The sequence below is a fragment of the Streptomyces sp. CRCS-T-1 genome (assembly GCF_024442335.1).
Classification (GTDB): Bacteria; Actinomycetota; Actinomycetes; order Streptomycetales; family Streptomycetaceae; genus Streptomyces; species Streptomyces koelreuteriae.
The window spans coordinates 6,590,054-6,611,969 of sequence record NZ_CP101651.1 but is presented as its reverse complement, the minus strand read 5'-3'; the positions used below and the strand labels follow the sequence as shown (position 1 = coordinate 6,611,969).

The following is a 21,916-nucleotide window of genomic DNA, read 5'->3' as shown; positions in this document are numbered from 1 at the left end:
GCGAGGGGGCGGTTCCCCCCCGGGCGAGCCTCAGCTGCCGTCGCGCAGGTCCTTCGGCCAGTTCGGGCGGAACTCGATGTGGTCGTACGTCACCACGCAACCCTCGCCCATCGGGGACTGGGTCATGAAGCCGACCAGGGCCGCGCCCGTCTCCTTCTCCTCGCCCAGGGTGAAGAGGCGGACGAAGGTCCAGTGTTCGCCGTCCCGGGAGGCGTGGAAGCCGAAGGCCCGGCCGGTGCGGCTGATCCGCAGCCAGACGGAACTGCCGTCCACAGTGAAGGAGTTGGCGTCGTCCGAGTGGCCCCGGGTGACGACCGTGCAGACGGTGGGGACGTCCGGGGAGTACTCAAGACACAGCTTCGCCCAGGCCCGCTCCCCGACATGCACATAGAGCACGCCCGCGTCGAAGGCCGCACCGAACCCCACGGTGACCCGGGCGATCAGCTGGAAGTCCCCTTCGGGCGCCCCGAGCAGCCGCGGCGCGTCGGCGGCGGGGTCCAGCCCCTCCCCGGTGGGCGGCACGAACCGATCCTGCCTGGGCCCGGCCCACCCGGACAGCACCCCGTCCTCATAAGACCAGTGACCATCAGGCCCATACGTACGCAGACCGAAAGGAAGTTCGGAAAGTTCCAGATCCATCCAACCAACTCTTCCAGGTCCCACCTGAAGGGGCGCGGGGAACTGCGCGACAAGCCACAACGAACCGGCAGCCCGCAACTCACCGCACCCCCCACGGCGCTACCGCTCCAACCGCCCGTCGAACCGCCGAGGCAGCCCCAACGGGTTGTCATCCCGAAGCTCCGCAGGAAGCAAAGCAGACGGCGCGTTCTGGTACGCCACCGGCCGCAACCACCGCTCGATAGCCGTACCCCCCACCGACGTGGACATAGAAGTCGTAGCCGGGTAAGGCCCACCGTGATGCTGCGCGGGCGCGACCGCAACCCCCGTCGGCCACCCATTGACCAGCACACGCCCGGCCAGCGGCGTCAGCTCCGCCAGGATCTCGGAACCCCGGCCCTCCCCCGCGGCCTCCTCCTCGGAGAGCTGCACGGTCGCCGTGAGATTCCCCGGCAGCCGCGACAGCACCGCCTTCACCTCGGCGTCGTCCTCGTAGCGGGCCACCACGGTGACCGGCCCGAAGCACTCCTCCAACAGCAGATCGTGCTCGCCCTCCGCGGCCAGCCGGCTCGCCGGGACGGTGAGGAAGCCCGCGCTGACGGTGTGGTCGCCGCCCGAGCCGGGCGTGACCGGGGACTCCACGTCGGCGAGCCGCGCGCGCTCGGCGACACCGGCGACGAAGTTGTCGCGCATGCGGTGGTCGAGCAGGACACCGGCGTCGGTGTCGCTGACGGCGTCGGTCAGGGACTTCAGCAGCGCGTCACCGGCGGCACCGGCGGGGGCGAGGACGAGGCCCGGCTTCACACAGAACTGGCCGACGCCCAGCGTCATCGACCCGGCGAGGCCGGCGCCGATCGCCTCGGCGCGCTCGGCGGCCGCGGCCTCGGTGACGACGACCGGGTTCAGGGAGCCCAGCTCGCCGTGGAAGGGGATCGGGACGGGGCGGGCGGCCGCCGCGTCGAAGAGGGCACGGCCACCGCGCACCGAGCCGGTGAAGCCGGCCGCCGCGACCAGCGGGTGCTGGATCAGCTCGACGCCGGCCTCGAAGCCGTGCACCAGCCCGACGACACCCTCGGGGATGCCGTGCCGGGCGGCGGCCCGGCGCAGCACCACGGCGACGTACTCGGACAGGGCCGGGTGGTCCGGGTGGGCCTTGACGACGACCGGGCAGCCGGCCGCGAGGGCGCTCGCGGTGTCGCCGCCCGCGACCGAGAAGGCGAAGGGGAAGTTCGACGCCGAGTAGACGGCGACGACGCCCAGCGGCACCTTGTAGCGGCGCAGGTCCGGGATCGGCGGGGTCGCGGTGTCGTCGGGGTGGTTGATGACGACGTCGAGGAAGGCGCCCTCGTCGACTATGTCGGCGAAGGCCCGAAGCTGGTAGCAGGTGCGGGCGAGTTCGCCGGTCAGCCGGACCGGGCCGAGCGCGGACTCGGCGTCGGCGGTCTCGACGAGACCGTCCTTGGCCGCCTGCAGCTCGTCGGCGGCGGTGCGCAGGAAGGCCGAGCGGACGGCCCGGTCGGCGAGTGCGCCCCGCGCCTCGTCCGCGGCCCGGACGGCGGCGTCCACCTCCTGGGCTGTGGCCTCCACCGCAACCTGCTCGCGCTGCTTCCCGGTTCGGGGGTCGACACTCCAGACTGGTGCTGCTGCCACCGCGGGTCCCTCCACATTCGTTGCCGCATGCAATGCCGCAGTATGTACGTCATCACCAGGGATGTTCGATATACTGAACGCTGTCTCTGATGATGAATGCTGTCGGAGACTATATCTCCAGCTTCTCGTCGAACGAAGGGGTCAAGGGCGATGTCGGCAGGCGAGACAGGCGGCGGTGCGCAGGTCAAGAGCGCGGTGCGGACCGTGGAACTGCTGGAGTACTTCGCCGGCCGTCCCGGTATGCACTCCCTCGCGGCGGTCCAGGAGGCCGTCGGGTATCCCAAGTCCAGTCTGTACATGCTGCTGCGCACCCTGGTCGAGCTGGGCTGGGTGGAGACGGACGCGACGGGCACGCGGTACGGCATCGGCGTCCGGGCCCTGCTGGTCGGCACGTCGTACATCGACGGCGACGAGGTGGTCGCCTCGGCCCGGCCGACGCTGGACCGGCTCTCGGACGACACCACGGAGACCATCCACCTGGCCCGGCTGGACGGCACGAACGTCGTCTATCTCGCCACCCGTCAGTCGCAGCACTATCTGCGCCCCTTCACCCGGGTCGGCCGCCGGCTGCCCGCGCACTCCACGTCCCTCGGCAAGGCGCTGCTGAGCACGTACTCGGACGAGCAGGTCCGCAAGATGCTCCCGGAGACGCTGCCCGCGCTGACCGAGCACACCATCACCGACCGGGAGAAGCTCATCGAGGAGCTGCACCAGGTGCGGGAGCAGGGCTTCGCCGTGGACCGCGAGGAGAACACGCTGGGGCTGCGCTGCTTCGGTGTGGCGATCCCGTACCGCACTCCGGCGCGGGACGCGATCAGCTGCTCGGTGCCGGTGGCCCGGCTGACGCCGGCGCACGAACAGCTGGTGAAGGACGCGCTGTTCGACGCCCGGGACCGACTGACACTGGCCACCCGTAGGCTCTGAGGCATGAATGTCGAGCTGCGTACGGTCCACGACAGCGATCTGCCGGTCTTCTTCCGGCAGATGAACGACCCCGAGGCGCTGCACATGGCCGCCTTCACCCCCAAGGACCCGGCCGACCGGGCCGCCTTCGACGCCCATTGGGCCAGGATCCGCTCCTCGTCCGCCGTGATCCGCACCGTGCTGGCCGACGGTGACGTGGTCGGCAGCACGGCGGTGTACGGGGAGCCGGGCGAGCGCGAGGTGACGTACTGGGTCGACCGCGCGTACTGGGGCAAGGGCATCGCGACCGAGGCCCTGCGGGCCCTGGTGACGGAGGTGGACGAGCGTCCCCTCTACGCGCGGGCGGCCTCGGACAACGTGGGGTCGCTGCGGGTCCTGGAGAAGTGCGGGTTCCGTGTCGTGGCGTCGGCCCGGGGGTACGCGCAGGCCCGGGACGCCGAGATCGACGAGACGGTGCTGATCCTGGAGGGCTGAGAAACGCCCCAAGGGTCTCCCCCGTGCGGCGGAGGCGGATCGTCACCGTGCAGGACGTGCCGTCCGCCTCCCGCGCGGGAGCCTGATCGCATGACGCAGTCGATCACTCCCGTCGCCGCTCCCCGCCCCGCCGTCCGTCCGAGCCGCCCCCGGCGGTTGCTGCGTGCCGTCGCCGTCCTCTCGTGTCTGCCGTACCTCGGGCTCAAGGCCGCCTGGATCGCCGGTAGCCACATCGGTATCCCCGAGGGGAGCGCCCTGCTCGACGACCGTGTCGGCATGGCCGTGATCAACGCTCTCTCCGTGCTGCTGGACAGCGGGGTGATCGTGCTGGCGCTGGTGCTGACCCGGCCGTGGGGTCTGAGGGTGCCCGCCTGGTTGTTGGCGTTCCCGGTGTGGGTCGCCACCGGGCTGCTCGCGCCGATCATGACCGGGTTCCCGGCGCAGCTGGTCGTGAGGGCGTTCGGCGGCGGAGCCGCGCCGGGCCGGGGGCGTGACGCCTTCCTCCACTCCTGGGTGTTCACCGTGGTGTACAGCGGGTTCATCCTCCAAGGGATCGCTCTGGGCGCCCTGTTCGTGCTCTACGCCCGCGACCGCTGGGGGCACCTGTGGCGCGGCCGGGTGTGGGAGCTGCCGGTCGGGGTGGCCGGGCCCGCCCACCGCGCGCTGGCGGTCGCGGCCGCCGTGCTCGCCCTGCTGCCGCTCACCGTCCATCTCCTGTGGGCCTGTGGTGTGAGCGCCGGGCTCAGTGAGGGCCGGGCGGCGGACCGCACCTCCGACTTCCTCGTCCTGGAGGCCGTGTACGTGGTGTTCCTCGTCGCGGCCGTCGCCGCTGGCTTCCTGCTGGCGTTCCGGCGCGGCCGGGCCCTGCCCGTGGCGGTGCCGCTCGGGCTGGCCTGGGTCGGCTCGGGTGCCGTGGCCTGCTGGGGCGGCTGGCTGTCGCTGGCCTCGCTCGGCGGTGTGGAGGACATCGCCGACCGTCCGACGCCGCTGATGAGCCTCGCCTACGCTGGGCAGATGCTCGTCGGCTTCCTCGTCGCCGCCCTCGGCGTCTACTGGTTCGCGGAGCGCTCGGCCAGGACCGCTCGGCGGGCGGTGTGAGACAGGCCGCCCGGCTTCTGTTCGGCCGGCGGGCGCGGCTGCGCTGGATCCATCTGATCCTCGGCGGCGCGCTCGCCATGCCGTATGTGCTGGTGGGCTCGGTGATCATCGGCCCGGCCACCGGCAGCACGGACGTCTTCGGGTCCTTTCCCCTGCAGCTCGCCTCGTTCGGGGTGGGGCTGCCGCTCGCCGCCGTCACATCCGTGTTCCCGCTGACCCGGCCGCTGGAGGCCGCCGCCGTGCGCTGGCTGTGCGGTGTCGACGCGGACCGGCTCGCCTTCGGACCGGCCCGGACGCGGGGCGAGAAGGGGCGTACGGCGGCCTGGTTCACGCTGCATCTCGGGCTGGGCGGGATCATCGCCGGGATGTCGCTGGCCGTGCCGCCGTTCGCCGTGGCGCTGATCCTGCTGCCGCTCATCGCCGGGCTGCGCGGCACACCGTCCGGAGTGCCCGAAGCCCTGGACCAGGCCTGGGCGTTGGCGCTCATGCCGCTCGCGGGCGCGGCGATGCTGGTCGCCCTCGCGGGCTGCGCGGCAGGCGGCGGTGTGCTGCTGGCCCGCTGGGCGCCCGCCCTGCTCGGCCCGTCTCCCGAGGGCCGGCTGGCGGCGGCGGAGGCACGCGCCGCCGACCTCGCCGTACGCAACCGGCTGGCGCGGGAGCTGCACGACTCGGTCGGGCACGCGCTGAGCGCGGTCACCCTCCAGGCGAGCGCGGCCCGCCGGGTCCTCGACTCCGACCCGGAGTTCGTGCGCGAGGCGCTCGCCGCGATCGAGGACACGACCCGGCGTACCGTCGGCGAACTCGACGCCGTGCTGGGCGTGTTGCGCGAGGGCGACGGCCCCGGGACGGCCCCGGCACCCACCCTCGCCGGCGACCTCGACGGCCTGCTGTCCCGTACCCGGGCGGGCGGGGCCCGGGTCACGGCCACGATCGAAGCCGACCCGGAGGCGCTGCCTCCGCTGCTGTCCCGCGAGGCCTACCGCATCGTGCAGGAGGGGCTGAGCAACGCCCTCAGGCACGCCGGGCACCGGGTCGCCGTGGACGTGCGGATCGCGGTGGCGGACGGGGAGCTGGAGATCACCGTGGAGAATCCGGTGACCGGCCCGGCGCCCTCCCGGCCCGGCGGCGGCCACGGGCTGCGGGGCATCGCGGACCGGGCCAGGCTGCTGGGCGGGACGTCGACGGCCGGGCCGACCTCCGCACAGACCTGGCGGCTGCGCGTACGCCTGCCGATGAAGAGACCTGAATGAAGAGACCTGAATGACGGGACCGTACGAAGGCCCGCGACGACGAAAGGACCCGTATGACGCGCCCGGCACCCGTCCGTGTCGTCCTGGCCGACGACGAGCGCATGGTGCGCACCGCGCTGCGCGCCATCCTCTCCGCCGAGCCGGACCTGGAGGTGGTGGGCGAGGCGGCCACCGGTGCCGAGGCCGTGTCGGTCGTCCGGGAGCTGCGGCCGGACGTCGTCCTCATGGACGTGCGGATGCCGGAGATCGACGGCATCCGCGCCACCGAACAGATCCTGGCCACGCTGGACGAGCCGCCCCGGATCGTCGTCGTGACGACCTTCGAGAACGACTCCTACGTCTACGACGCGCTGCGCGCCGGAGCCGCCGGGTTCCTGCTGAAGCGGGCGGACGCCGACGCGCTCGTGCAGGCGGTCCGGCTGGTGGCGCGCAGCGACAGCCTGCTGTTCCCGGCGGCCGTCCGCACCCTGGCGACCGAGCACGCTCGCGCGCACCCCGCGCCGCCCGCATGGGTGGCGAAGCTCACGGGACGCGAGCGGGAGGTCCTGCGGCACATGGCGGAGGGGCAGACCAACGCGGAGATCGCCCGCCGGATGGAGGTCGGCCCCGCCACGGTGAAGTCGCACGTGGCGGCGGTGCTGGCCAAGACGGGCACACGGGACCGTACGCAGGCGGTCATCGCGGCGTACGAGGCGGGCTTTCTGAACGGGAGATGAGAAAACGGACGGGCGGGAACGATCCGCCCCTCCTGGTTCGTCCTCATGTTCGGGATGAACAAGACGATCAGGCGCGCGTCGGTCTTCGCGCTGCTGCTGGTGTTCGCTCTGCTGGTCAGGGCGACCTGGGTGCAGTTCTACGAGGGTCAGGCGCTCGCAGACGACAAGGACAACCGGCGGAACGCCATCGAGACGTACTCGGCGCCGCTCGGGAACATCATCGTGGGCGGCCGGTCGGTCACCGGCTCGACCCAGACGAAGACGGGCGACCTCAAGTACAAGCGCACATACACGGACGGTGAGCGGTACGCGGCGGTGACGGGCTACGCCTCGCAGGCGTACGCGCCGACGCAGCTGGAGGGCATCTACACCGACCTGCTGAACGGCACGGACAACCGGCTGAAGTCCGTGATGGACACCGTCACCAACCAGCGGGCCGAACCGGGCAACGTGGTCACCACCATCGACCCGGACGTGCAGAAGGCCGCCATCGACTCGCTCGGCGACAAGAAGGGCGGCGCCGTCGCCATCGACCCGAAGACCGGGAAGATCCTCGCGGTCGTGTCGACGCCGTCGTACGACCCCTCGTCGCTGACGGACGCCAACACCGCCGGAGCGGCCTGGAAGAAGCTGACGAGCGACCCGGAGAAGCCGCTGACCAACCGTGCGCTGCGGCAGCCGCTGCCGCCCGGCTCGACGTTCAAGCTGGTCGTGGCCGCGGCGGCGCTGGAGGACGGGCTGTACGACTCGGTGGACGACAAGACCGACAGCCCGGACCCGTACACACTGCCGGGCACCAGCACGAAGCTGTCGAACGAGAACCCGAACGCGCCCTGCACGGATGCCACGATCCGCACGGCGCTGCAGTACTCGTGCAACAACGTCTTCGCGAAGATGGCCGTCGAGCTCGGCCAGGACAAGGTGAAGGCGATGGCCGAGAAGTTCGGCTTCAACGACGACAACCTGGATGTGCCGGTCCGGGCCTACACGAGCGTGTACCCCTCGGACATGTACCCGTCGCAGACCGCCCTGACGGGCATCGGCCAGTTCGACGTCACCGCGACCCCGCTGCAGATGGCCATGGTGTCGGCGGCCATCGCCAACGACGGCAAGCTGGTCTCGCCGCACATGGTCTCGCAGATCACCAACAGCGGCGGGGATGTGCTGGAGGACTACGACGACGAGGCGGACTCGAAGGAGATCGTCAGCTCCTCGACGGCCGAGCAGTTGCAGTCAGCGATGCAGACGGTCGTGAACAAGGGCACCGGCTCGAACGCGCAGATCGCGGGCGCGACCGTGGGCGGCAAGACCGGCACCGCCCAGCACGGCGAGAACAACAGCCAGGTGCCGTACGCCTGGTTCACCTCCTACGGGAAGTCCGACTCGTCGGGCAAGGAGGTAGCCGTGGCGGTCATGGTCGAGCAGTCGAACGCGGCCCGCTCGGAGGTCAGCGGCAACGGCCTGGCGGCTCCGGTCGCCAAGGCGATGATGGAAGCGGCGCTGAAGGGCTGAACCCCCGACTGAACCTTCGCCGTACGAAAGCCGTCTCTACAGACAGATGGGCCGCCCCCTTCCCCCCGGGGGCGGCCCTTCGCCTTGCCCCAGGCCCTACTTGGCGCCGAGCAGCTGCTCGATGGGGTCGATCGCGAAGTACACGAGGAACAGCGCCGAGGTCCCCCACAGCAGCCAGTGGACCTCCTTGGCCTTGCCGAGCACGGTTTTGATGACGACGTAGGCGAGGAAGCCGGCGCCGATGCCGTTGGTGATGGAGTAGGTGAACGGCATCACGGCGATGGTGAGGAACGCGGGGATGGCGATGTCGTACCGGTCCCAGTCGATGTGCTTGACCTGGGTCATCATCAGGAACCCGACGGCGACCAGGGCCGGGGCGGCCGCCTGCAGCGGGACGATGGTGAGCAGCGGGGTCAGGAACAGCGCGAGGGCGAACAGGCCGCCGGTGACGAGGTTGGAGAAGCCGGTGCGCGAGCCCTCGCCGACGCCGGCCGCCGACTCGATGTAGGAGGTCGCCGAGGAGGCGGAGGCGGCGCCGCCCGCGACCGCCGCGGCACCGTCGATCAGCAGCACCCGGCCGAGGTTCGGGACCTTGCCGTCCTCGTCCAGCAGACCCGCCTCGGCGCTGACGCCGACGACCGTGCCCATGGTGTCGAAGAAGTCGGACAGGATCAGGGTGAAGATCAGCAGGACGACGGTGATGACGCCGACGCCGGGGGCGCCGAACGCGCCGAACAGGTCGAAGTCGCCGATGAGTCCGAAGTCGGGGGTGTCGACGAGGTTGCTGGGCCAGGAGGGTGTGGTCAGGCCCCAGGTCTTGATGTCGGCGATGGAGTTGATCACGAGGGCCACCGCCGTCATGCCGACGATGCTGATGAGGATGGCGCCCTTGACCTTGCGGGCGAGCAGGGCGAGCGTCAGCAGCAGTCCGAGACAGAAGACGAGCATCGGCCAGCCGGCGAGGGTGCCGGTGCCGCCGAGCTGAACGGGCACGGTGGTGTTGGCGGCGTCCGGGATGCGGGTGACGAACCCGGCGTCGACGAAGCCGATGAAGGCGATGAACAGGCCGATGCCGACGCTGATCGCCTGCTTGAGCGGCTGGGGTATGGCGTGCATGACGGCCTCGCGCAGACCGGTCACCACCAGCACGCAGATCAGCAGGCCTTCGAGGACGATCAGGCCCATCGCGTCGTCCCAGCTCATCAGCGGGGCGATCTGGAAGGCGACCACGGCGTTCAGGCCGAGTCCGGCGGCGAGCGCGAGGGGCAGATTGCCGCCCACGCCCATGATGATCGTCATGACCGCGGCCACCAGGGCGGTGGCGGTGGTGAGTTGGACGGCGTCCAGCTGGTGCCCGAACTTGTCCTTCGCGCTGCCCAGGATGATGGGATTCAGGACAAGGATGTAGGCCATCGTGAAGAACGTGGCGAAGCCGCCGCGTATCTCACGGCCGAAGGTGGACCCCCGCTCGGAGATCTTGAAGAACCGGTCGACGCTGTTCACCGCTGGTGGTGCGGCGTCGGACCGGTCGGCCACCTTCTGCGATTCGGACATGACGAGTGCTCCTTGATGCCTGGGTGATCGGTGTGCGGGTGCTGGCTGGATTTTCCTCGCGTTGAACCACGTTCAGGTTTTCTTCGTGTTACGGAATCGAAGTCCGGCCCGCCATACGTTGTTCGAAGCTCCGTACGAACCATCCTGATGAACGCTGCTACGCTTCCCGATCTCGTCCGGGCCTCCCCCGGATGATCACATGTCATCTACATGACACGCACTGGCGCCCCCGTCCGGGAGTGCCCGAAGCCGCTGCGAGGAGAGGTCGCCCGTGGGCACAGTCGTCGACGACGCCGCCTCCGTGGAGTTCCACGCCTTCTTCGAGCGCCACTACGCCGAACTGTCCCGCCTGGCCTACCTGTTGACGGGCGAGTCGGACACCGCCGACGATCTGGCGGCGGACGCGTTACTGGCGCTGTGGCACCGCTGGGACCGGGTGCGCGCCGCCGACCATCCGGCGGCGTACGCCCGCGGGGTGGTCGCCAACCTGGCCCGCACCCGCATCCGCAGCGCGGTGCGCGAGCGGCGGCGGATCGCCCTGTTCTGGTCGCAGCGCGAGGAGAACATCGAGAACCCGGACGTCGCGGGCGTGGTCGACGTCCAGGAGGCGTTGCGCAGGCTGCCGTTCCGCAAGCGGGCCTGTGTGGTGCTGCGACACGCGTTCGACCTGTCGGAGAAGGACACCGCGCTCGCCCTCGGCGTCTCGGTGGGTACGGTGAAGAGCCAGACCTCGAAGGGGATGGCCGAACTGCAGCGGTTGCTGGGCACGAAGGGAGTGCCGCAGCGCATGCACGCGACGGTGGGCGCGCCCCGTTGCTCGCCCGCCGTGGAGGGCTTGCGGGCGCGCACCGGTGAGGGCGGAGGGAGGGACCGATGACCATGCGGCGGGACGTGCACGAGGACTTGCGCGCCCGGCTGCACGAGGCGGCCGGGGGGCACGAGCCCGACCGGGAGAGCATCCTGGCCCGGGTCGAGCGCGGCATGGCCGGTCCGGCCGTGTCCGCCCATCGGGCCACGCGTCCGCCGGTGTTCGGCTGGATGCGGGTGGCCGGGGCGACGGCCGCAGTGGCGGGCGTGCTGGCCGTGGGCGGTTACGCGGTCGCGTCCGCGGTGAAGGACGAGGCCGCCCCGCCGCAGCAGGAGGTGGCGACGTCGCCGACGCCCACGCCGTCGCCGGAGGCGACGAGCCGGCCACCCGTGCCACCGGCGGACCCCACGCCGAGCGCCTCGCCGGAGCGCCGCGAGTCCGCCCCGCCGCCCTCCGGGAAGCCGAGCGCCTCCGTCACCCCGCGGCCGCCCGCCGCCTCCACCGCCACCGAGGACGGGCCGCTGTGGTCGGACGGCTCCGTCGACCCGCACAGCAACGACTTCTGGGCGCAGAGCAACATCACGATCAAGACCCGTGAGGAACTGACCGCGCTGACCGTGCGGTTGAGCGTGGCCCAGACCGGCGGGGTCTCCGACGCGGGCGCCTGGCGGTCGCTGCCCGAGAACGACTTCACGCTCACGGTCGGCGAGCGGGACGGCTCCCTCGTCTACACCTGGACCCTCAAGGAGGGCCGCAAGGTCCCGGCCGGCGAGTGGGTCTTCGCGGGCCAGTTCGACCACGACCGCGGGGGGCGTGACGCGGGCGGGGACCGCTACACGGTGACGGCCGCGGCGGGGTCGGAGCGGGTGTCGGTGGGAGGGGGCTTCGCGGCGGTGGCCGGCGAAGACGGTGGGGAGAGCGCGGGCGGTGCGGACGAGGCCGGGGGCGACTCGTAGGGCTCGGTTCGGCTCGACGGGCCGGATTCGGCTCGACGGGCCGGATTCGGCTCGTCATGTCCCGGTTCGGCTCGCAGGGTTCCCCGCTCGACTCGCAGAGTCCCCAGACGGGGCGTGCGGTTCCCGTTCGGGTCGCTGGCTCCCTCGTTCGGCCGTTCGGCCATTCGGCCTCGGTCGGCTCGCGCCGGGCGTCTGCCCAAGGTGGCGTGGATGCGGATGCGTGCCGGCCTCCAACGCGTACGGGCGCCGGGCGCGAGGCCGTGGAGGGCACGAGCATGCGTATATCCCGACCGAGCAGGAGCCGACGGCGTGGTGCCGCGGCCGTCGTCGCGCTGGTGACCTGCTCGACCGTAGTGACCGGGCAGCACCTCGCCGTGGCCGGAGGCGGACCCGCCCCCTCGGGGCCGGCCCCGACGCTGGACTGGAGCCCCTGCGTCCAGGGCAGCCCGTACGACTGCGCGACCGCGAAGGTGCCCCTGGACTACGACGACCCGGGCGGCCGCACCATCGAGCTGGCCGTCGTCAGACGCAAGGCGACCGATCCCGGCCGCCGTATCGGCAGCCTGTTCTTCAACCCGGGCGGGCCCGGCGGGCCGGGAACGGTCCAGATGCCGCAGAACTACGAGGCGTTCCCGCGCGAGGTGCGGGAGCGGTTCGACATCGTGAGCTGGGACCCGCGCGGGATCGGCAACAGCACCGCGGTGAACTGCTTCGGGAGCCCCGAGGCGGCCGCCGAATGGGCCGGCGGGCACGCCGTGGGCTTCCCGGTCGGCGCGAAGGAGCGGGCGACCTGGATCGAGGCGTACCGGGATCTGAGCCGGCGCTGCGAGCGGCGGAACCCCGAGCTGCTGCGCCATGTGTCCACCGCCGACACCGCCCGCGACCTCGACGGACTCCGCCGGGCGGTCGGTGACGCGCAGCTCACCTACCTCGGCATCTCCTACGGCACATACCTCGGCGCCACCTACGCCAATCTCTATCCGGACAAGGTCCGCGCACTGGTGCTCGACAGCGACTGGGATCCCCAGGCCTGGACGAACCGCGGCTCCGACGACGCCCGGCTCCCGAGCTTCCTCCGCCTGGGCTCCGACCGCAGCGCGGCGGCGACCATCGACAAGTTCCTGGAGCTGTGCGGATCCACCACCACCGCGCGCTGCGCCTTCTCCGCGGGCAGCCCGAAGGCGACCCGGGACAAGTTCGACCGGCTCCTGCGGCGGCTGAGGGACGAGCCGGTGGGCCCGTACACCTACTCCGCCACCGTCGACGACATGGTGAACAGCCTCTACATCGTCCACCCGGGGTGGACGCTGCTCGCGGGCCGGCTGCAGGACCTGTGGCAGGGCCGCACACCGGAGCCGCCCCCGCTGCCGCCCGCGCCCCCGGTGCCGAACCCGAACCCGTACGCGGGTGAGGAGCAGGGCGCCGCCGTGCTCTGCGCCGACAGCCCCAATCCGCGTGACCCCGAGGCCTACCACTCCTTCGAGGAGGAGAGCGCCGCCCGCAACGGGGTCGCCGGACGCTTCTGGACCTGGGCCTCCTCGGGATGCGCCACCTGGCCCGCGGTCGCCGCACACCGCTACCGCGGCCCGTGGAACAAGCCGACCGCGCACCCCATCCTGGTCGTCGGCACCGGATACGACCCCTCCACGCCCTACACGGCCGCGCAGGCCATGGCCTCCGAGCTGGCCGATGCCCGGCTGCTCACCAACGACGGGTACGGGCACACGGCCCTGCTCAACCCCAGCAGTTGCGTCCAGGGCCACGAGATCCGCTACCTCATCGACGGCACCCTGCCGCCCGTCGGAACGACCTGCCGGCAGGACACCCCGCCCTTCGCCGCACCCGAGCCGAACGGCGGCATCGCGACGGGCGGCGGCTGGCTGGCTCGGACGTCGGCGACCGGGCGCGACCGGGCCTGAAACACGCGTTTGAAAAAAATCCGAAGACGCGGCAACCCTTTCCTCACCGGTGACGACCCCTACGCGCAAAGAGTCACCCCCCATTCGAGGAATCGGTACATGACTGCACCAGCAGAACAGCGCGTCCGCCATCGCCGCAGCGTCACCAAGCGGCGGGCGGTGATCGCCGGACTGTCCGCGTTCGGCATCACGGGAGCGGCGATCGTCACCACGTCGCTGCTGTCCACCGCGGGCGCCGCGTCCTCCTGGCCCTCGGACACGGGCAGCAAGCCCGTGTCGAAGACCATCCCAGTCTCCGGTGTGCACGACGGCGGGATGAAGAAGTTCTACGGCAGCGGCGCGCTCGGCGGCGACAGCCAGGACGAGGGCCAGGACCCTCTGTTCGAGCTGGCCGACGGCGCCACGCTGAAGAACGTCATCATCGGCACCCCGGCTGCGGACGGCGTGCACTGCAAGGGCAGTTGCACGCTGCAGAACGTATGGTGGCTGGACGTCGGCGAGGACGCGGCCAGCTTCAAGGGCAAGTCCTCCTCGGCGGTGTACAAGGTGATCGGCGGCGGCGCGAAGAACGCCGACGACAAGGTGCTGCAGTTCAACGGCGCCGGCACGCTGAACGTGTCGGGCTTCCAGGTGCAGAACGCCGGCAAGCTGGTCCGCTCCTGCGGCAACTGCGGAACGCAAGCCAAGCGCACGATCGTGCTCAACGACATCGACGTCACGGCGCCGATGAACTCGATCGTCGGCGTGAACGAGAACTACGGCGACACCGCCACCCTGTCGAAGATCCGCATCCACGGCGACAGCAAGAAGAAGATCAAGACGTGTGTGCGCTTCAAGGGCAACAACACCGGCAAGGAGCCGACGGAGCTGAAGCCGCCGGGCCCGGACGGCAAGACCTGCAAGTTCAAGGCCTCCGACATCAGCTACCAGTGATGCGACGCCCCATCTGAACTCCGGCCCGCCCGAATCATCCCTCGGGCGGGCCGGACGCCGGACGTCCGGTCCCCCAGCCGGACCTTCGGCACCCGACCCTCCGGAGCCCCCCTCCGGACGGTCGGACGGTACCGGCCGAGCCCCCCTCGGCCGACCGGCAGGACGCCCCCGTCGGTGCGAACCGGCGGGGGCGTCGGCATGTGCAGCCGTGCGACGGCCGCCTAGTCCATCGTCGAGCCGATGGTCGTGGAGCCGGTCGTGAGGAACGTCGTCGCGGGCAGGGAGCCGTCCGTCTTGCGTGCCGCGTACGCGCCGGCCGCGTCGGTCGACCTGAAGGGCGGGGTGGTGACGCCGCTGTCCCAGTTGTTGCCGGCGGAGACCGTGGAGGAGCCGCGCTTCACGGGGCCGCCCTTGTCCTTGACCGCGAGGTTCTTGCCGAGGCGGGCCTTGCCGGTGGCGAAGTAGAAGCCGTTCTGGGCGTTGGCGTAGGCGGTGTTGCGGTTCAGGGCGATGGCGCCGGTGTTGGAGTTCTCGGTGAAGCCGTGCAGCGTGTTGTCCCAGGCCGCGTTGTTGTTGACGACGTGGGCGACGGAGGCTCCCCCGCCGCCGAGTTTGAAGCCGTTGCCGTTGCCCTCGAAGGCCGGGTCGTTCCAGCGGTTCTTGCCGTTGCCGAAGGCCCAGGAGTGCTCGATGGTCACCGGCGAGGAGAACTGCCAGAGGTCGAGGCCGTCGTCGGAGTTGTTGTACAGCCGGGCGCCGGTGATCCGGTTGCCCGTGCCGGAGCCGAACTTCACGGCGATGCCGTCGGCGTTCTGGCCGTGCCCGGCTGGGTCGTAGTTGCCGTGGCTGTCGAGGTTCTGCACGAGGTTGCCGGTGGTGCCGTCGCCGCGCAGGGTGAAGCCGGAGTCGCCGTTGTCGGCGGTGACGAGGTTCCTGAACACACCGCCGGCCGAGGAGGTGGCGACGAAGCCCTGGGCCGGGGCGTTGACGAAGGACAGGTCCTGGACGGTCCAGTAGTCGCCGTAGATCCCGGCCAGCCAGGATCCGGCGGGCAGCTTGGAGCCGTCGATGCGCACCTTCTCGCTGCCGTACGGCCGCAGGGTGATGCGTGCGGAACTCGTGCCGTTCGCCGTGGACTTGAGGGTCGCGGCCGGGTGGTAGGTGCCGCCGCGGACCTGGATGACGGTGCCGGCGGTGGCGTTCTTCACGGCCGCTTCGAGCTGGGCCGCGGTGGAGACGGTGACCGCGGCCGAGGCGGCCTGGGCGCCGCCGCTCGTCAGCCCGAGGTAGACGCCGCCCGCCCCCGCGGTCACCGCCACGGCGGCGGCGATGGTGAGCGTACGGGTCCTGCGGTGGCGTCCGGTGCTGAGCAGCACGGAGCGTTCCTTTCCTGGGGGGATGAGGGGCGGAAGCGGGTTCGGAGGGGCCCGCTCCGATCCGTTTCCGCCCAGCAGTCGCCGCCGGGCCGGGAAAGGGTTGCCGCCGTTGCCGCCGTCACGTGCACAGCCGCGCCCGGGTTCCGAAACTTTCGGAACCACCGGCCTCATGCACACCCGTTGACGCCCTGCCCCCGTCCGGTGAAACTCCGAGGGCCGATAGCCAACAGAATCCCCCACACTCCGACAGGAAGTGTCATGCGCCCCCGCACGCTTCTGCTTCCCTTCGTGGCCCTGACCGGCCTTCTCCTGACTCTCCTCACGGCGCCGCCCAGCACCGCAGACCCCGGAGCACCACCCGTGAAGCACTCCAAGTACGCCGGTTATCTCTTCGCCTACTTCACGGGCGAGGGCACCGCCGACGGCGAGCAGATCCGCTACGCCCTCAGCCGGGGCAACGACGCGCTGCACTGGCGTGAGCTGAACGCCGGCAAGCCGGTCCTGACCTCGACGATCGGCGAGAAGGGGCTGCGCGACCCGTTCGTCATCCGCTCCCCGAAGGGCGACAAGTTCTTCCTGATCGCCACCGACCTCAGGATGTACAAGAACTCCAGCGGGAGCTGGGACGACGTGCAGCGGCACGGCAGCAAGTCGATCATGGTCTGGGAGTCCACCGACCTGGTCAACTGGACCGACCAGCGCCTGGTGAAGGTCTCCCCGGACACCGCGGGCAACACCTGGGCCCCGGAGGCCTACTGGGACGACAAGCTCGGTGAGTACGTCGTCTTCTGGGCGTCGAAGCTCTACACCGACGACGACCCGGACCACAAGGGCGACACGTACAACAAGATGATGTACGCGACCACGAAGGACTTCCGCACCTTCAGCGAGCCGAAGGTCTGGAACGACCCGGGCTACTCGGTCATCGACTCCACGGTCGTGAAGTACAAGGACGAGTACTACCGCTACACCAAGGACGAGCGGGACCCCACCTCCTCCAGCCCCTGCTCGAAGTTCATCACCGGCGAGAAGTCGACCTCCCTGACCTCGACGAAGTACGACTTCGTGGCCGACTGCATCGGCAAGGGCGCGATGGACCGCGGTGAGGGCCCGACGGTGTTCAAGTCGAACACCGAGAAGAAGTGGTACCTGTTCATCGACGAGTACGGCGGCCGCGGCTATCTGCCGTTCGAGACCACCGACCTCGCCTCGGGCAAGTGGACCCCGTCCACGAACTATCAGCTCCCGGCGAGCCCCCGGCACGGCACGGTGCTCCCGGTGACGCAGAAGGAGTACGACCGGCTGCTGGCGGCCTACCCGAGCACCTCCACCTCGGTGGTGGACGCGACGGCGAAGCACCAGAAGGGCTACTCGATCGTCACGGACAGCGCCTCGAAGGTCGTCCTGCCGATGCAGCCCAAGGCCGACCTGCGCGACCTCGCCCCGAAGCTCTGGGTGGGTGAAGGTGCCGAGCTGAGCCCGAAGTCCGGCACGCGCCGCGACTTCCGCACGCCGCAGAAGTACACCGTCACAGCGGCCGACGGCACCAAGCGCGTCTGGACGGTCGCGGCGGTCCGCACCCGCAGCCCGCTGCTGCCCGGCCTGAACGCCGACCCCGACGTGCACTATCTCGACGGCAGATACTGGATCTACCCGACGACGGACGGCTTCGAGGGCTGGAGCGGCACCAAGTTCAAGGCGTACTCGTCGAAGGACCTGGTCAACTGGAAGGACCACGGCGTCATCGTCGACCTCGGTCCGGATGTGAGCTGGGCCGACAAGAACGCCTGGGCGCCCGCGATCGCCGAGCGGAACGGCAAGTACTACTTCTACTTCTGCGCCGAACAGCAGATCGGCGTGGCGGTGGCCGACTCCCCCGCCGGCCCCTTCAAGGACGCGCTCGGCAAGCCCCTGGTCCCCAAGGGCGGGGCGCTCAAGGGCCAGATGATCGACCCGGCGGTCTTCACGGACGACGACGGCCAGGCGTATCTGTACTGGGGCAACGGCCACGGGTATGTCGTGCCGCTGGGCGACGACATGGTGTCCTTCGACGCGTCGAAGGTGAAGGACATCACCCCGGACAACTTCCGCGAGGGCTCCTTCGTGATCAAGCGGAAGGGCACGTACTACTTCATGTGGTCGGAGGACGACACCCGCAGCGAGAACTACCACGTGGCCTATGCGACGGGTCCGTCCCCGCTCGGCCCGTGGACCAAGCGCGGGACGATCCTTCAGAAGCGGCCCGAGTACGGCATCCTCGGCACCGGCCATCACTCGGTGGTGAACACCCCCGGCACCGACGACTGGTACATGGTCTACCACCGCTTCGCCCTCAACGGCCCGGGTCTGCCGGGCGGCGACGGCATGCACCGCGAGACCACCGTCGACCGCATGGAGTTCGCGGCCGACGGCAGCATCAAGCCGGTGGTGCCGACACTGGAGGGCATCGAGCCGGTCCGGCGGTGAGCCTCACAGGACGTCGTCGAGCCAGTTGACGACCTCGTCCTGCATCACGTGGGTGAAGACGTGGCCGAGCTCCGGCCACGTCTTCGTCCGTATCCGCTCCTCCGCGTGGCGCGAGCGCCAGACGGCACGCAGCTTGTCGTGGGCGACCCGTACGCCCTCGGCGGGGAAGAGCGTGTCGAGCGCGCCGTTCAGGAACAGCATCGGCCTCGGGGCGGCGATGCTCGCCACGTCGGGGATGTCGAGATGCCGGGCGAGCCCCGGGTGGAGCATCCAGTACGCCGACTGCCCGCGCAGCGTGTTGTTGCCGGGCACCATCATCTCTTTCAGGCCGGTCATCCAGCAGACACTCGCGGCGGCGGCGATGTGATCGCTGAGGGCGGCGGTCTGCCAGGCGCGGTAGGCGCCCATGGAGAAGCCGACGGCCGCGACCCGCCGGGCGTCCACCCGGTCGAGGCCCGCCAGGAAGGCGGCGGCCCGCTGGTCCTCCCGGGCCATGAGCCCGGCGAGCGAGGAGCCCAGATTGTAGAAGTTGGACGCCAGCGCCTGCTGCTGCTCGTAGACGAGGGGCCCGCGGTCGCCCCAGCCGAGCGCGTCCAGGCAGAGCACCACATAGCCCCGCCGGGCCAGTTCGTCGCCGACGAACCGCCCGCTGAAGTACTTGTCCGCCCACGCCCGGGCGGAGGCGAGACGCGTGTCGTCGTACCAGGGCCGGACGAGCTTCTCCTTCCCGATGTCGAACTTGGAGCCGTGGTCGTGCAGGAGCAGCACGGCGGGGAAGGGCCCGTCACCGTGCGGGGTGAGCAGGGCGCCGCGCACCCGCTCGTACCGGGTGAGCGAGACGGTGACCAACTCGCGCGTGTAGCCGTCCCCTTGGGTCCGCCCGGTGTACTCCGGCGCGAACGGCACCCGGTCCTGCCGTTCGACAAGGAGGTGCTCCTCGACCGTGGCCCGGGCGGTCCGCCGCCAGGCGCGGAAGTCGCGGATCGGGGACGTCCCCCAGGCGAGCGGGAAGGTCAGCCGTTCCTTCAGCGCCGGGTGGAAGTCGGGCAGCGGCCCGTCCACGACCGCCGCCTCCGCCCCGGTCACCGCTCCCCCGGCCAGCAGCGCCGCACCCGCCCCGACCACGAAGCCCCGCCGGCCGAGCAGCTCATGGGCGTCCATACGGCCTCCCGGCTCCGGCGTGCCGCAGCACGTACCGCTCGACCGCCGCCGGGGAGGTGAGGGCGCGGTAGTCGTAGACATCGGCGGGGTCCCAGCCGACCTCGCTCCCGAGACCGAGCCCGCTCGCCACGTCGTTCAGCCGGGCGGGCCGGCCGTTGAACCAGGAGCCGGTGTCACGGAACCGCTCACCGCCGTAGTCCGCGACGGCGGCGGACGGTGAAGCGCCCGGATAGCGGAAGACATTGCGCTCGGAGAAGATCGCGGACTCCACGCCGACACCCAGGGCGTAGAGGGGCGTCCGCCCCCGGTAGACGTTGTTGACGACGTGCACCTGCCCGAAGCGGACGCGCGGAGCGCGCTGTACTACCTCGCTGAACAGGTTGCGGACGAAGGTCACCTTGAGATGCCCCCGGTCCCGGTCGCCGCGTCCGTCGCCCGAGCCGATGAGGAGCGCTTTGTCGTGGTCGTCGAAGCGGCTGTCGGAGACGGTGACGAAGTCGGAGCCGTCCTCGATGTCCAGCAGCCCGTCGTGCCGCTGGACGCGTTCGCCGTGGAAGCCGAGGGGCGCCTCGCGGTCCGGGAAGCGGCCGTCGGTGAAGGTGCAGTGGTCGATCCAGATGTTCTTGCCGGTGATCACGGTCAGCGCGTCGAAGCGGGCGTTCCAGCTGCCGCGGGTGCCGTCGTCGGGTGACCAGCTGGTGAAGTGGTCGACGGGCGCCTCCAAGTGCAGGTTGCGCACGATGATGTCGCTGCCCGTGTTGACGGTCAGGAACACCCCGAGCAGCCGGGCGTCACGCCCCACGCCCACCAGCGTGGTGTTGCCCGGCACGGTCAGCTGGATCTGCGCCTTCTCCTTGTTCGAGCCGGTCTGGCGCAGTTGCCGCTGCTGCTTGCAGTACTCGAAGCGGGTGTCGGACCAAGCGGCGCCGTCCTCGCCGAAGCAGGACATGTACGTGCCGAGGTCGTAGCCGGGCGCGTAGTCCTGCTCACCGAGCAGGGAACCGTCGTCGGCCTCGTGCCCGGAGATATCGCCGACGACCCGGATCACCTTGGGCGCGGTGGGATCACCGTCGTTCGCGAGAGCCTGCTTCAGCTCGGCCCGCGTGTCCACCGTCCAGATCCGGCCGCCCGCCCCGCCGTCGGTTCCGGTGCCGGTGGAGGCCCAGCCGATGGGCCCGCGTTCGGCGGCGGAGGCCCCGGGAGCCGGCCAGAGCAGGCACACACCGAGCAGGAGCGCAGCGGCCCTACGCACAGGGCCGCCAGTCACCGAGATACGTCTGCCTGGTGTGCGAGGCGGCTTGCGCCCGGGTGAGCTGGGGCCGGTTCTCCGGAACGGACACGACGGCACCGGGCCCGGTGTTGCGGTACTCGGCGAACCGCATCGACTGCCAGGGATGGCCGCTCGCCATGTTCGTGTAGGGCGCTACCGCGTCGATGCCCGGGCCGAGGTGGGTGTCCCGGACGGTGAGCATCGGGCGGGCGGTGGTGTCGGAGCTGGGCACCCAGGGCCGGGCCAGCTTGAAGTGGCCGTCGGGGGCCTCGCTGCTGACACGGCTCCTGGTCACCAGATAGCCGAGGGGGTTGGCGCCGGCCGTCGAGGGGGCGAAGACGAAGCCGTACGGGGCCGCGGGCAGGTCGGTCCGGTTCAGGGTCCGGAAGTGGCAGTGCTCGAAGACGGCGGTGGCCCTGCCGAAGACGAAGTCGACGTCGCCCTCGGCGTAGCAGTGGGCGAAGTGCTGGCGGGCGAAGGTGCCGAGCGCCATGGAGTCGGCGTACAGGGTGTCCTGGTGGCCGAGGAATCGGCAGTGGTGGAAGGCGGACCGGTCGCCCTGGACCTTGAGGGCGACGGCCTGGGTGCCGGTGATGTCGGGGTGGTCGGCGCGCAGCCAGTCGTTGGCGAAGGTGATCCAGCGGGCGGTGAAGCCGTCGGCCTGCACGGTGGTGGTGGCGGAGCCGGTGGTCCCGTGGGTGCCGCCGCCGGGCTTCGGGGTCCCGGCCGCGTTGTCGTACACGAGCACGACGTCACGGGGTTCCTCGCTCGCCCCGATCCAGGTCATCTCCGTACGGGCGGGGTCGACGGCGACGGTCTGCCGGTAGACGCCGGGCGCGATGACCAGGGTGTACCCGCTCCCACTGGCGGCGGCCACGGCGTCCCGGACGGTGGTGAAGTCACCGGCGCCGCCCGGATGGACGTACAGGGTCTTCGGGGTGAGGCGCGCGGCCGGTGAGCCGTACCGGCCGAACGGACGCGGCGGACGGGTCCCGGCCCGCGCGGGGCCGGAGGCGAGGCCGAGGGCGGCGCCCGCCGAGGCGCCGGCGACGAGGAATCCCCGGCGGGAGAGGGAGGGACGGGGTTGCGAGAGCATACGGCTGCTCCTTCGCGGTACGGCGAATACGGGAGAGGGAAGGGCCGGGGCGGGCGCACCCCGGGGCTGGGGGCCTTCTGGTGGAGCTCCGCAGAAGAAGGAGCGGCGTTCGGCACGCACGCTGCGGAGCTCCAC

18 protein-coding genes are annotated in these 21,916 nt (G+C 70.9%); 11 read left to right on the top strand and 7 right to left on the bottom strand.

Translation table 11 applies throughout. From position 1 onward, the window contains the following. Positions 1–30: 30 nt before the first annotated feature. Positions 31–639 carry a DUF1349 domain-containing protein gene (locus NNW99_RS29920; protein ID WP_215122281.1) on the bottom strand — a complete coding sequence of 203 codons (609 nt, stop codon included), beginning with the start codon at positions 637–639 and terminating at the stop codon, positions 31–33. A 99-nt stretch (positions 640–738) separates the two neighbouring features. After that, complete coding sequence (locus tag NNW99_RS29915; RefSeq protein ID WP_215122280.1) at positions 739–2,268, bottom strand: aldehyde dehydrogenase (NADP(+)); 1,530 nt, start codon at positions 2,266–2,268, stop codon at positions 739–741. Between the two features lie 150 nt (positions 2,269–2,418). On the opposite strand from NNW99_RS29915, the gene NNW99_RS29910 reads away from it, so the two are divergent. The 6 genes from NNW99_RS29910 (at position 2,419) to NNW99_RS29885 (ending at position 8,242) form a co-directional block, all read left to right on the top strand. Continuing rightward, on the top strand, positions 2,419–3,192 hold the full coding sequence (locus NNW99_RS29910; protein WP_189730338.1) for an IclR family transcriptional regulator: 774 nt from the start codon (positions 2,419–2,421) through the stop codon (positions 3,190–3,192). Between the two features lie 3 nt (positions 3,193–3,195). Then, positions 3,196–3,666, top strand: coding sequence for a GNAT family N-acetyltransferase (locus NNW99_RS29905; protein WP_215122279.1), 471 nt, complete (start codon positions 3,196–3,198; stop codon positions 3,664–3,666). Between the two features lie 90 nt (positions 3,667–3,756). After that, entirely contained in the window at positions 3,757–4,764 is a 1,008-nt protein-coding gene (locus NNW99_RS29900; RefSeq protein ID WP_215122278.1) for a hypothetical protein, read from the top strand. Continuing rightward, on the top strand, positions 4,761–6,014 hold the full coding sequence (locus NNW99_RS29895) for a sensor histidine kinase (RefSeq protein WP_215122277.1): 1,254 nt from the start codon (positions 4,761–4,763) through the stop codon (positions 6,012–6,014). Before NNW99_RS29900 ends, NNW99_RS29895 begins: the two co-directional genes overlap by 4 nt. Before the next feature lie 53 nt (positions 6,015–6,067). After that, positions 6,068–6,730 carry a response regulator transcription factor gene (locus NNW99_RS29890; RefSeq protein ID WP_215122276.1) on the top strand — a complete coding sequence of 221 codons (663 nt, stop codon included), beginning with the start codon at positions 6,068–6,070 and terminating at the stop codon, positions 6,728–6,730. A 54-nt stretch (positions 6,731–6,784) separates the two neighbouring features. Beyond that, positions 6,785–8,242, top strand: a complete 1,458-nt coding sequence (locus NNW99_RS29885; protein ID WP_215122275.1) for a penicillin-binding protein 2 — start codon at positions 6,785–6,787, stop codon at positions 8,240–8,242. Positions 8,243–8,338: 96 nt separating this feature from the next. Here the strand turns inward: NNW99_RS29885 and NNW99_RS29880 are convergent, their stop codons facing one another. Further along, complete coding sequence (locus tag NNW99_RS29880) at positions 8,339–9,796, bottom strand: NCS2 family permease (protein ID WP_215122274.1); 1,458 nt, start codon at positions 9,794–9,796, stop codon at positions 8,339–8,341. A 271-nt stretch (positions 9,797–10,067) separates the two neighbouring features. On the opposite strand from NNW99_RS29880, the gene NNW99_RS29875 reads away from it, so the two are divergent. The 4 genes from NNW99_RS29875 (at position 10,068) to NNW99_RS29860 (ending at position 14,412) form a co-directional block, all read left to right on the top strand. Further along, positions 10,068–10,673, top strand: a complete 606-nt coding sequence (locus NNW99_RS29875) for a SigE family RNA polymerase sigma factor (RefSeq protein ID WP_215122273.1) — start codon at positions 10,068–10,070, stop codon at positions 10,671–10,673. Then, positions 10,670–11,560 (top strand): hypothetical protein, encoded by an 891-nt coding sequence (locus NNW99_RS29870; protein WP_215122272.1) that lies wholly within the window; start codon positions 10,670–10,672, stop codon positions 11,558–11,560. The genes NNW99_RS29875 and NNW99_RS29870 overlap by 4 nt, the downstream gene beginning before the upstream one ends. Before the next feature lie 275 nt (positions 11,561–11,835). Next, positions 11,836–13,479, top strand: coding sequence for an alpha/beta hydrolase (locus NNW99_RS29865; RefSeq protein ID WP_215122271.1), 1,644 nt, complete (start codon positions 11,836–11,838; stop codon positions 13,477–13,479). A gap of 99 nt (positions 13,480–13,578) precedes the next feature. Then, complete coding sequence (locus NNW99_RS29860; RefSeq protein WP_215122270.1) at positions 13,579–14,412, top strand: pectate lyase; 834 nt, start codon at positions 13,579–13,581, stop codon at positions 14,410–14,412. 221 nt (positions 14,413–14,633) lie between these two features. Here NNW99_RS29860 and NNW99_RS29855 read toward each other — a convergent pair whose 3' ends face one another. Continuing rightward, positions 14,634–15,788, bottom strand: a complete 1,155-nt coding sequence (locus NNW99_RS29855; RefSeq protein WP_215122269.1) for a right-handed parallel beta-helix repeat-containing protein — start codon at positions 15,786–15,788, stop codon at positions 14,634–14,636. Between the two features lie 258 nt (positions 15,789–16,046). On the opposite strand from NNW99_RS29855, the gene NNW99_RS29850 reads away from it, so the two are divergent. Then, positions 16,047–18,254 carry a family 43 glycosylhydrolase gene (locus NNW99_RS29850; RefSeq protein ID WP_215122268.1) on the top strand — a complete coding sequence of 736 codons (2,208 nt, stop codon included), beginning with the start codon at positions 16,047–16,049 and terminating at the stop codon, positions 18,252–18,254. A gap of 3 nt (positions 18,255–18,257) precedes the next feature. Here NNW99_RS29850 and NNW99_RS29845 read toward each other — a convergent pair whose 3' ends face one another. Genes NNW99_RS29845 through NNW99_RS29835 form a run of 3 tightly spaced genes read right to left on the bottom strand, consistent with a single transcriptional unit; the run spans position 18,258 to position 21,781 of the window. Beyond that, on the bottom strand, positions 18,258–19,415 hold the full coding sequence (locus NNW99_RS29845; protein ID WP_215122267.1) for a dienelactone hydrolase family protein: 1,158 nt from the start codon (positions 19,413–19,415) through the stop codon (positions 18,258–18,260). Continuing rightward, positions 19,402–20,667, bottom strand: coding sequence for a polysaccharide lyase family 1 protein (locus NNW99_RS29840; RefSeq protein ID WP_215122266.1), 1,266 nt, complete (start codon positions 20,665–20,667; stop codon positions 19,402–19,404). The genes NNW99_RS29845 and NNW99_RS29840 overlap by 14 nt, the downstream gene beginning before the upstream one ends. Then, positions 20,660–21,781, bottom strand: a complete 1,122-nt coding sequence (locus NNW99_RS29835) for a pectinesterase family protein (RefSeq protein WP_215122265.1) — start codon at positions 21,779–21,781, stop codon at positions 20,660–20,662. The genes NNW99_RS29840 and NNW99_RS29835 overlap by 8 nt, the downstream gene beginning before the upstream one ends. Positions 21,782–21,916 lie beyond the last annotated feature (135 nt).